The following is a 10,195-nucleotide window of genomic DNA, read 5'->3' on the forward strand; positions in this document are numbered from 1 at the left end:
GTGCTCGACCACGTCGGGCCGGCCGCGGGCGAGGCCGCTGCGCAGGCGGATTCGCCCACGGTGGCCGCGTTGGCCGAGCTGTGCCGGCGCTGCGGCGTGCTGCCGCGGGCGGGCGAGCGCGCGGAGGACGCGGAGGGTGGCGAAGGCGGCGCAAATGCGCAGGCGCTGGCGTGCGCCCTGTTCGACGACACGCGCAGCGGTAGCGTCGTCGCCAACCTGCGCATGGTGTTGCGGCTGGCCGCGCAACTGCGCGACCGCCTGTCGCCGGACAGCTGGCGCATCTACAACCGCCTCGCCGGATTTGCGACGCCGGTGACCGAGGCGCCCGGCCTGGGTGAGGCGATGCACCGCCTCGACGAATCCCTGCTGTCGCTGGTGACGCTGTCGGGCTTCGTCATCGAGAGCATGCCGCGCGACGCCGGCTGGCGCTTCCTGTCGATCGGCCGCCGCATCGAGCGCCTGCAGTTCCTCGCTTCGGCGCTGGCGGTGTTGCTGGCAGTGCCGCAGCGTGGCGCGCTCGAGGCCCTGCTGGCCGTGACCGACGGCGAGATCCGCTACCGCAGCCGTCATGCGCGCGGCCTGGCGCCGCGGCCGGTCGCGGAGCTGGTGATGTTCGACGGCGACAACCCGCGCGCCTTGCGCTACCAGCTCGATTCGCTGGTCGACCACCTGGCGCGTCTGCCCGATGGCGCCGCGCTGGGCGAGCCCCTGGCCGTGCTGATGCGCGAGCTCGATGCCGTCGCCGACTGCAACTGTCTGGCCGGCCTTGCTGCCGACGGCCGGGCGACCCACGATGCCGCGGCCTGCGCCACGGTCTTCGGCCTGCTCCAGCGCATCTGGGCGGCCGGCAACACGCTGTCGGACGTCCTCTCGCAGCGCTACTTCACCCACCTGGACGCGCGCAGCCATGCTACGGCCTCCCGCTGAACGGCCCGCCGACGCGATGCAGTTCTACGAGCTGCTTCACGACACGACCTACCGCTACACCAGCCCGGTGCTGCTGTCGCAGCAGGTCGCGCACCTGCGGCCGCGTGAAAGCCTGCGCCAGCGGCTGGTGTCGTACGTGCTGGAGATTGATCCGGTGCCGGCGCAGCGGCGCGAGCGGACGGACTTCTTCGGCAATCCGGTGAGCTGCTTCAGCCTCTATGCCGCGCACGACCGCCTGAGCGTGCGGGCGCGCAGCCGCGTCGGCGTGCTCGCGCCGGACTGGCCGGACCCGGCTGCCAGCCTGCCGTGGGAGGCGGCGCGCGACCATCTGCGCGATGCCCTGTCGGGCCATGCGCCGCTGCAGGCCGAGGCGCGCGACGCCGGGCAGTACCGCTTCGCCTCGCCCTTCGTGGCGCTTGGCGCCGAGGCGGCGCGCTACGCGGACTACGCCCTGCAGTGCTTCACGCCCGAACGTCCGCTGCTCGAGGCGAGCGCGGCGCTGTCTGCGCGCATCCACGCCGATTTCCGCTTCGATCCGGCCGCGACCGACGTCGCCACGCCGGTCGCCCAGGTCTTCGCCGCGCGGCGCGGCGTGTGCCAGGACTTCTCGCAGCTGATGATTGCCTGCCTGCGTTCGCTCGGGCTGGCGGCGCGCTACGTGTCGGGTTACCTGCTGACCGCGCCGCCACCGGGGCAGGCGCGGCTGGTCGGGGCCGACGCCTCGCACGCTTGGGTGGGCGTGTGGTGTCCCGGCGTGGGCTGGGTGGAGTTCGATCCGACCAACGACATGCAGCCCGGCGATGGCCACATCACGCTGGCCTGGGGGCGCGACTACGGCGACGTGTGTCCGCTGCGCGGCGTCATCCTCGGTGGGGCCGGGCATGCCGTCGAGGTGGCGGTGACGGTGATGCCGGTGGAGGCCGCATGCGACGACATCCGCGCACCATGTTGATGCATCGGATGCCGTGGTGGTGCGCACCACCGCAGTGCCCGCCGCGCAGCAGGCTGCGAAGCCGCATCCGTGCGTGCTTCGCGGGATTGGCACGCTTTCTGCTGAATCGCGTCGCAAGGGAGCCCAATCATGACCGCAGACAGCACGACCACCGCCGCGAAACCCTACGATGAAATGCACGCCCCGGATGGCGCCGTCCGTCCGCACTACCTCGCCTACGCCGACTGGCTGGCCGACACGCCGCGCGAGCGCATCGAGCGCAAGCGCAGCGAGGCCGACGTCGCCTTCCACCGCGTCGGCATCACCTTCAACGTGTATGGCGCCGAAGGGGGCAAGGAGCGCCTGATTCCCTTCGACCTGCTGCCGCGGATCATTCCGGGCGAGGAGTGGACGGCGCTCGAAGCCGGCCTGCGCCAGCGCGTGAAAGCGCTCAACGCCTTCCTCGCCGACATCTACCACGGCCAGGAGATCCTGCGCGCCGGCCGCCTGCCGGCCGACCAGGTGCTCAACAACGCCCAGTTCCGCGGCGAGATGAAGGGCGTCGAGGTGCCGGGCGGCCTGTACGCGATGATTGCCGGCATCGATCTGGTGCGGGCGGCGGGCGCGGACGGCAAGGGCGAGTACTACGTGCTGGAGGACAACCTGCGCGTGCCCTCGGGCGTGAGCTACCTGCTGGAGAACCGCAAGATGATGATGCGGCTCTTCCCCGACCTGTTCTCGCGCTACAACGTGCAGCCGGTCGAGCACTACCCCGATCTACTGCTCGAGACCCTGCGTGCGGTTGCGCCCGCCGGCGTGCTGGACCCGACGGCGGTGGTGCTGACACCCGGCGCCTACAACAGCGCCTACTTCGAGCACAGCTTCCTCGCCCAGCAGATGGGCGTCGAGCTGGTCGAGGGGCAGGACCTGTTCGTCAAGGACGACACCGTCTACATGCGCACCACCCAGGGACCGCGCCGGGTCGACGTGATCTATCGCCGCCTTGACGACGACTTCCTCGACCCGCAGGTGTTCCGCCCCGATTCGATGTTGGGCGTGCCGGGCCTGATGTCCGCCTATCGCGCCGGGCGGGTGACGCTGGCCAACGCGGTCGGCACCGGCGTGGCCGACGACAAGTCGATCTACCCCTACGTGCCGGAGATGGTGCGCTTCTACCTCGGCGAGGAACCGATCCTCAACAACGTGCCGACCTACATGTTGCGCGAGCCGGACGACCTCGCCTACACGCTTGCGCACCTGCCCGAACTGGTGGTGAAGGAAGTCCATGGCGCCGGGGGCTACGGCATGCTCGTCGGCCCGGCCGCGACCCGTGCCGAGATTGAGGACTTCCGCCAGCGCATCCTCGCCGCGCCCGAGAAGTACATCGCACAGCCCACGCTGTCCCTGTCGACCTGCCCGACCTTCGTCGACGCCGGCATCGCACCGCGCCACATCGACCTGCGCCCCTTCGTGCTGTCCGGGGGCAAGGAGATCCGCATGGTGCCCGGCGGCCTGACCCGTGTGGCGATGAAGGCCGGCTCGCTGGTGGTCAATTCCTCGCAGGGCGGGGGCACCAAGGACACCTGGGTCGTCAACTGAATCCGATCGCGCATCGAATCACGCCGGGAGAATCATCATGCTGAGCCGCACCGCCGACCACCTGTACTGGATGGCACGCTACACCGAACGTGCCGAGAACACCGTGCGCATGCTGGACGTGTCCTACCGCATGTCGCTGCTGCCACGCAATAACGGCTGCTACGACGACGGCTGGGGCGCGATCCTCGCCATCAGCGAGTTGACCGAGGCCTTCGCCCGCACCGGACGGCCCTTGACCCCGCGTGACGTCATCGAGTTCGTCGTGCTCGACCGCAACAACCTGTCGAGCGTCTGGAACTGCCTGCGTGCCGCGCGCGAGAACGCGCACGCGGTACGCGGCACGCTCACCGCGGAGATGTGGGAAACCACCAACGCCACCTGGCTCGAGATCCGCGACATGACGCCGGAGAAGCTGCAGGCCACCGACCTGGGCGAGTTCTTCGAGTGGGTGAAGTTCCGCTCGCACCTGCTGCGCGGCGTCACCTTCGGCACCATGCTGCACGACGACGCCTTCCAGTTCGTGCGCCTGGGCACCTTCCTCGAGCGCGCCGACAACACCGCACGCCTGCTCGACGTGAAGTACCACAGCCTGCTGCCGCAGAACGAAAGCCCGACCAGCACCACCGATTACTACCAGTGGGGGGCGCTGCTGCGCTCGGTCTCGGCCTTCGAGACCTATCGCCACGTCTATCGCGACGTCATCACGCCTTACAAGGTCGCTGAACTGCTGATCCTCAACGATGCCATGCCGCGTTCGCTGCATTCCTGCGTGGATGCGGTCAACGACATCCTCGGCCAGATCGCCAATCTGCATTCGGCCGAGGCCGCACGCCAGGCCGGCGAACTGCACGCGACCCTGCACTATGGCCGCATGGACGACATCTTCGACACCGGACTGCATCCGTGGCTGGAGCGTTTCCTCGAGCGCATCAACCGCCTGGGGGACCGCATCGGCGACAACTTTCTCGTTCCGGTCGCCGCCTGAACGCTTGATGGCGCTGCCGCCCGCCGATCCGCCGGGCGTCGTCGTCGAGCAATGACCTGACAGGATTGCCTGCATGACCTACTGCGTTGCGATGTGCCTCGACGAGGGGCTCGTCTGTCTGTCCGACTCGCGCACCAATGCGGGCGTGGACCACATCAACACCTTCCGCAAGATGACGGTGTTCGAACGCCCCGGCGACCGCGTGCTGGTGCTGATGAGCGCCGGCAATCTCGCCATCACGCAGTCGGTCATCAACATCCTGCGCGAGCATGCGGCGGTGCAGGACCGCCAGAGCCTGTGGAACGCGCCGACGCTGTTCGAGTGCGCGCGCCTGGTCGGCGACACGATCCGCCGCGTGCATCAGCGCGACGCCGAGGCGCTGCAGCAGTTCGGCGTCGACTTCAACGCCTCCTTCATCCTCTGTGGCCAGATCGCCGACGAGCCGCCGCGGCTGTTCAACATCTACGCCGCGGGCAACTTCATCGAGGCCTCCAGCGACACGCCGTACTTCCAGATCGGCGAGTCCAAGTACGGCAAGCCGATCATCGACCGCGTGGTGAACTGCCACACCTCGCTCGACGAGGCGGCCAAGTGCGCGCTGATCTCGATGGACTCGACGATCCGCTCCAACCTGTCGGTCGGCCTGCCGCTCGATCTGCTGATCTACAGGCGCGACGGCCTGAAGGTGACCCGCCATGTCAGCATCGACTGGGACAATCCGTATTTCGACATGATCCACGGCCAGTGGGGTGCCAGCCTGCGGCGGGTGTTCGCCGAACTGCCCGATCCCGACTGGACGACCTGGCCGCAGGAAATCGAGCCGCGGCCGCGCATCCAGGACGTGCCCGAGGCAATGTTGCGCGAGCCGGCCGCGGGCGACGTGTCCGCCGACTGAGGCGGGCTTCAGCCGCGGGGCCGCGGTTGCACCTCCGCGGCCGCTGCCGTCCGTGCCCGCGCCTCCAGGGCGCGGGCCTCCTCGCGGCGCAGGATGTGCCCGGGCCAGGGCACCAGACCGGCCACGCGCCGACGGTAATCCGCATAGACTGCGCCGTGGAAGGCCAGCAGCTTGCGCTCCTCGAGCAGCGAACCGAGCCACAGGTACAGGGTGATGCACAGCGTGCTCACGAGCCGAGCCTCGTCCATGTCCCGCGTCCACAGGATCACCAGGCCGAGGCTGTACCAGGGGTGGCGGACGTAGCGGTGCAGCGGTGACAGCCGCAGCCGGCCGGGATCCTCGACCGCGCGGTGCGTCTTGCGCCACTGCGCGCCGCCGCTGAACTCCGCCATGTCGTAGTAGCGCGTCGACCACACGAAGCCCGCCACGGCCGCCAGCGCCAGCCCGTTCGCCACCCAGGCCCACGGCCCGCTCCAGCTCCACAGCAGGGCGCCGCGCCAGTCGAAGGTCAGCCACAGCGGGGGCAACAGCAACACCACCGCCAGCAGGTTGAAGCCCAGCCGGTAGCCGTGCGCCCGGTGCGGCCAGCGCGCGGCGACCCAGCGCTTGACCGTCAGCGAGGCGAGCGCGGAATGCAGCACCGCGTAGGCGCTCCAGGCCAGCACCAGCAGCACGACTTGAATCGCCGACAGTGTCATGGTTTCGGAAATCCCCGCATAAAAAACGCTTGCGTTAATCTATGTTGCAGTGCAACATAAAACCACACCGCAGGATTGCTTCGGTGTCACCCACGCAAAGGAGTACACCATGAACGCCTCGCCCGAGAAAATGCTCGCCACCTTCAAGACCGCCACCGAAGCGCGCGTCGCCGACCTGTCCGCCGCCGGCGACAGCCTGATGTCGGCTGCCGAGCATCTGACCGCCCTCAACCTGAACACCACCCGCGCCCTGCTCGACGACGGTATCGCGCTGAGCCAGGCCCTGCTCGCCGCGCGCGATCCCAAGGCGCTGGTCGAGCTGCAGCTCGGCACCGTTACCCCTGCGCTGCAGAAGAGCTTTGCCTATGCCAAGACGGTCGGCAGCGTCGCCAGCCAGACCCAGGCCGAACTGCTGAAGCTGGTTGAGGCCGGCATGTCGCAGTGGCTGCAGGGCGTGATCGTGACGCTCGAAGGCCTGAACCGCAATGCGCCGATGGGCTCGGATTTCGCCGTCACCGCGCTCAAGACCGCCGTGGTCAATGCCTCGTCCGCCTACGAAGGCGCGACCCAGCTGGTGCGGCAGGTGTCCGAGGTGGCCCAGGCCAACGTCGACCAGGCCGCAGCGGCCACGGTCGATGCGGTCAGCAAGGGCACGACGGCGACCGTCTCGCTGTTCAAGACCGCCGCCTGATCGTTTCACCCGCATGACAGGAAGCCAGCCCGCGCGGCTGGCTTTTTTACGCCCGGGGATCGCCACCGCTGCAGGCGGGCGCACAAAAACAAAACGCCAGTCCCGGAGGACTGGCGTTTTGCGTGCGATACGTGGCGGAGTGGACGGGGCTCGAACCCGCGACCCCCGGCGTGACAGGCCGGTATTCTAACCAACTGAACTACCACTCCGGAGCTGCATGCCTGGCGGCATCCAGCGCTGAAACTGGAGCGGGAAACGAGTCTCGAACTCGCGACCTCAACCTTGGCAAGGTTGCGCTCTACCAACTGAGCTATTCCCGCATGAAACCGTGTGTCGGCAGGACCCGCTTGGTGCCCATGGGCAGGATTGAACTGCCGGCCTCTCCCTTACCAAGGGAGTGCTCTGCCACTGAGCTACATGGGCAGACCCCTGCCTGCTTCCGAACTTGCTACCCTCGGGAGCAAAAAAGCCGACCCTCTCGAATCGGCCTTTCATTGAATCTGGTGGGGGCACTAGGACTCGAACCTAGGACCAATTGATTAAGAGTCAACTGCTCTACCAACTGAGCTATACCCCCGGTGCCTTTCGGCAGATCGCCGTTGCCGTCGATCAAGAGCCGCGAATGATACCGATCACTTTCCCGCAGCGCAACACCCGCAGCGAAATTTTTTTCAGGCCAGGATGCGCCCAGCGCGGCGTCGCGTGCCGACCCCGGCGAGACCGCCCAGGCCTTGGGCGCCGTGCGCATGGCAGATGGCGCAGGCCAGCGCATCGGCGGCGTCGGGGCCGGGGCTGGCGTCGAGTGTCAGCAGGCGCTGCACCATGTGCTGCACCTGCTCCTTGGCGGCCTTGCCGTAGCCCACCACCGACTGCTTGACCTGCAGCGCGGTGTATTCGGCCACCGGCAGGTCGCAGGACACTGCGCCGCAGATCACCGCGCCGCGTGCCTGGCCCAGCAGCAGGGTGGACTGCGGGTTGACGTTGACGAACACCTTCTCCACCGCGACCACGTCGGGCTGGTAGGTGGCGATCACCTCGCGCACCCCGTCGAGCAGGGTCTTGAGGCGGCCGGGCAGTTCGCCGTCCCGGGTCTTGATGCAGCCGCTGGCGACGTAGCGCAGCTGGCTGCCGAGGTGGTCCACCAGGCCGAAGCCGGTGATGCGCAGCCCCGGGTCCAGCCCGAGGATGCGCGTGGCGACGTTGCGCGAGGCGGTGCTCAAACCTGCACCGCGGTGCCGCTGACGCACACCATCAGCATGCCGTTGTCGGCACCGAGCACCTCGTAGTCGACGTCGATGCCGATCACCGCGTTGGCGCCGAGCTTCTTCGCTTCTTCCTGCATCTCCTCCATGGCGATGCGGCGGGCGTCGGCCAGCGTGCGCTCGTAGCTGCCGGCGCGGCCGCCGACGACGTTGCGGATCGACGCGAACATGTCCTTGAACAGGTTGGCGCCGATGATTGCTTCGCCATTGACGACGCCCAGGTACTGGCGCACGGGACGGCCATCGAGCGTGGCGGTGGTGGTCATCAGCATGGTGGTCCCTCCGTGAAGTGGAGCGTGCATTCTAGCCCTTGCGTGCCAGCCAGACCCCGGCCACGGCGATGGCCATGCCGGCGAGCGCGAGCGCGCTCAGGGTCTCGCCGAACATCGCCCATGCGATCAGCGCCGTGGTGGGCGGCGTGAGGTAGAACAGGCTGGCGACATTCACCGCACTGCCGCTGCGGATCAGCAGGTTGAGCAGGCTGATTGCGCCGAGCGACAGCACCAGCACCAGCCACAGCAGGGCGAACACGAATTCGCCGTCCCAGGCGATCTCCATCGTCTCGGTCCGGCTGGCGAGCAGCGCGGTGATCGCCAGCGAGGGCACGAACTGCACCACCGAGCCGGTGCGCAGGTCGAAGCGCGGGCAGAAGCGCTTCTGGTACAGCGTGCCGGCAGTGATGCCGATCAGCGCCGCCAGCGCCGGTGCCAGCATGTGGCCCAGCTCGGCGAGGGCTGCCGCGTCGATCGTGGTCTTGCTGCCCACCACCAGGCCTACGCCGGCAAAGCCCATCGCCAACCCCAGCCATTGCCAGCGCGATACCCGCTCGCCCAGCAGCAGGCCCGCGGCGGCGGCCGTCAGCAGCGGCTGCATGCCCACGACCAGGGCCGACACGCCGGCCGGCAGCCCGCGATGGATGGACATGAACACCCCGCCCAGGTACAGCGCATGCACCAGCAGGCCGGTGACGCCGATGTGGAAGGCCTCGCGCGGGCTTGCAGGCCAGGGCGCGCGCATCGCCAGTGCCAGCAGCGTCATCAGCGCGATCACCAGCACGTAGCGGGTGCTCAGGAAGGTCAGCGGCTCGGCATAGGGCAGGCCGAACTTGGCGCCGATGAAGCCGGTGCTCCACAGCAGCACGAAGAGGAGCGGCGTGGCCCGCTGGAACAGGGAGGCGGTCGTCATGTCGGGAAGGGGGCCTGAAAAGCAAAAGCGGCGCTGGGCGCCGCTTTGCGAGGGATGCGGAACGAGGAGCGACAGCTTACTCGTCGAACTCCGCCGAGGTATAGACCTCCTGCACGTCGTCCAGGGCTTCCAGGGCGTCGAGCAGTTTCTGCATGCGCACCGCGTCGTCGCCGGCCAGCTCGATGACGTTCTCCGGCTTCATCGTCACTTCGCCGAACTCGGCGGTGAAGCCCGCCTTCTCCAGCGTTTCCTTGACGGCGGTGAACTCCCACGGGCCGGTGATGACTTCGATCGAGCCGTCCTCGTTGGTGACCACGTCCTCGGCGCCCGCCTCGAGGGCGGCTTCCATCAATGCATCCTCGCTGGTGCCGGGGGCGAACAGCAGCTGGCCGCAGTGCTTGAACTGGTAGGCCACGCAGCCGTCGGTGCCCATGTTGCCGCCGTACTTGGAAAAGGCATGGCGCACGTCGGCCACGGTGCGGGTCTTGTTGTCGGTGAGGCAGTCGACCATCACCGCCGAACCGCCGATGCCGTAGCCTTCGTAGCGGATCTCTTCGTAGCTCACGCCTTCGAGTTCGCCGGTGCCCTTCTTGATCGCGTTGTCGATCTTGTCCTTGGGCATGTTCACGCCCTTGGCCTTGTCCACCGCCAGGCGCAATCGAGGGTTGAAGCCCGGGTCACCTCCGCCCATCTTGGCGGCGACGGTGATTTCCTTTGCCAGCTTGGAGAACGCGGCGCCGCGCTTCTCGTCCTGACGCCCCTTGCGGTGCTGAATATTGGCCCACTTGGAATGACCAGCCATATGCCCCTCGATACTGCCGTAAGCGGTTGAAAGTGGCGCAGTATACAACCCGGGGGAGGTCGGCTGCACCTGCGCGGGACGCGGACAATGCGGTCGGGCCACGGCAATGACGCCGCGTTTTGCCCGGAGGGACGATGCACAGAGCGATATGGGGTGTGGGGATGGTGCTGGCGTTGCTGGCGGGCGGCGCACGCGCCGCGGGCGCGGGCGGGGCGGTCTA

Annotated in this window: 11 protein-coding genes and 4 tRNA genes; 6 read left to right on the plus strand and 9 right to left on the minus strand. The window is 68.1% G+C overall.

What is annotated here, in order from left to right; genetic code table 11:
• The 5 genes from C664_RS19600 to C664_RS19620 form a co-directional block, all read left to right on the plus strand.
• The coding region (locus tag C664_RS19600) for an alpha-E domain-containing protein (RefSeq protein ID WP_198291564.1) at positions 1-927 on the plus strand (927 nt) is incomplete at its 5' end.
• A gap of 16 nt (positions 928-943) precedes the next feature.
• Positions 944-1,879, plus strand: a complete 936-nt coding sequence (locus tag C664_RS19605; RefSeq protein ID WP_004293196.1) for a transglutaminase family protein — start codon at positions 944-946, stop codon at positions 1,877-1,879.
• Positions 1,880-2,008: 129 nt separating this feature from the next.
• On the plus strand, positions 2,009-3,457 hold the full coding sequence (locus C664_RS19610) for a circularly permuted type 2 ATP-grasp protein (RefSeq protein WP_004293198.1): 1,449 nt from the start codon (positions 2,009-2,011) through the stop codon (positions 3,455-3,457).
• 37 nt (positions 3,458-3,494) lie between these two features.
• Entirely contained in the window at positions 3,495-4,442 is a 948-nt protein-coding gene (locus C664_RS19615; RefSeq protein WP_004293200.1) for an alpha-E domain-containing protein, read from the plus strand.
• Positions 4,443-4,515: 73 nt separating this feature from the next.
• Positions 4,516-5,337, plus strand: a complete 822-nt coding sequence (locus C664_RS19620) for a proteasome-type protease (RefSeq protein WP_004293202.1) — start codon at positions 4,516-4,518, stop codon at positions 5,335-5,337.
• 8 nt (positions 5,338-5,345) lie between these two features.
• Here C664_RS19620 and C664_RS19625 read toward each other — a convergent pair whose 3' ends face one another.
• Complete coding sequence (locus C664_RS19625) at positions 5,346-6,035, minus strand: methyltransferase family protein (RefSeq protein WP_004293204.1); 690 nt, start codon at positions 6,033-6,035, stop codon at positions 5,346-5,348.
• Positions 6,036-6,144: 109 nt separating this feature from the next.
• Between C664_RS19625 and C664_RS19630 the strand changes: the two genes are divergently transcribed.
• A complete protein-coding gene (locus tag C664_RS19630; RefSeq protein WP_004293206.1) occupies positions 6,145-6,726 on the plus strand; it encodes a phasin family protein in 582 nt (193 codons plus the stop codon).
• A gap of 132 nt (positions 6,727-6,858) precedes the next feature.
• On the opposite strand, the gene C664_RS19635 is transcribed toward C664_RS19630, so the two are convergent.
• From C664_RS19635 to C664_RS19670, 8 genes are all read right to left on the minus strand, one after another.
• A tRNA-Asp gene (locus tag C664_RS19635) sits at positions 6,859-6,935 on the minus strand.
• Positions 6,936-6,970: 35 nt separating this feature from the next.
• A tRNA-Gly gene (locus C664_RS19640) sits at positions 6,971-7,046 on the minus strand.
• A gap of 28 nt (positions 7,047-7,074) precedes the next feature.
• Positions 7,075-7,149, minus strand: a tRNA-Thr gene (locus C664_RS19645).
• A 78-nt stretch (positions 7,150-7,227) separates the two neighbouring features.
• Positions 7,228-7,303, minus strand: a tRNA-Lys gene (locus C664_RS19650).
• A 94-nt stretch (positions 7,304-7,397) separates the two neighbouring features.
• On the minus strand, positions 7,398-7,946 hold the full coding sequence (gene ruvC, locus C664_RS19655) for a crossover junction endodeoxyribonuclease RuvC (RefSeq protein ID WP_004293208.1): 549 nt from the start codon (positions 7,944-7,946) through the stop codon (positions 7,398-7,400).
• Positions 7,943-8,260 (minus strand): heavy metal-binding domain-containing protein, encoded by a 318-nt coding sequence (locus C664_RS19660; protein WP_004293210.1) that lies wholly within the window; start codon positions 8,258-8,260, stop codon positions 7,943-7,945. The genes ruvC and C664_RS19660 overlap by 4 nt, the downstream gene beginning before the upstream one ends.
• Before the next feature lie 31 nt (positions 8,261-8,291).
• Positions 8,292-9,173 carry a DMT family transporter gene (locus tag C664_RS19665; RefSeq protein WP_004293212.1) on the minus strand — a complete coding sequence of 294 codons (882 nt, stop codon included), beginning with the start codon at positions 9,171-9,173 and terminating at the stop codon, positions 8,292-8,294.
• 76 nt (positions 9,174-9,249) lie between these two features.
• Positions 9,250-9,975 carry a YebC/PmpR family DNA-binding transcriptional regulator gene (locus tag C664_RS19670; protein WP_004293214.1) on the minus strand — a complete coding sequence of 242 codons (726 nt, stop codon included), beginning with the start codon at positions 9,973-9,975 and terminating at the stop codon, positions 9,250-9,252.
• Between the last annotated feature and the right edge of the window lie 220 nt (positions 9,976-10,195).

The organism is Thauera sp. 63 (assembly GCF_000310165.2).
In the GTDB taxonomy this organism is placed as follows: Bacteria; Pseudomonadota; Gammaproteobacteria; order Burkholderiales; family Rhodocyclaceae; genus Thauera; species Thauera humireducens.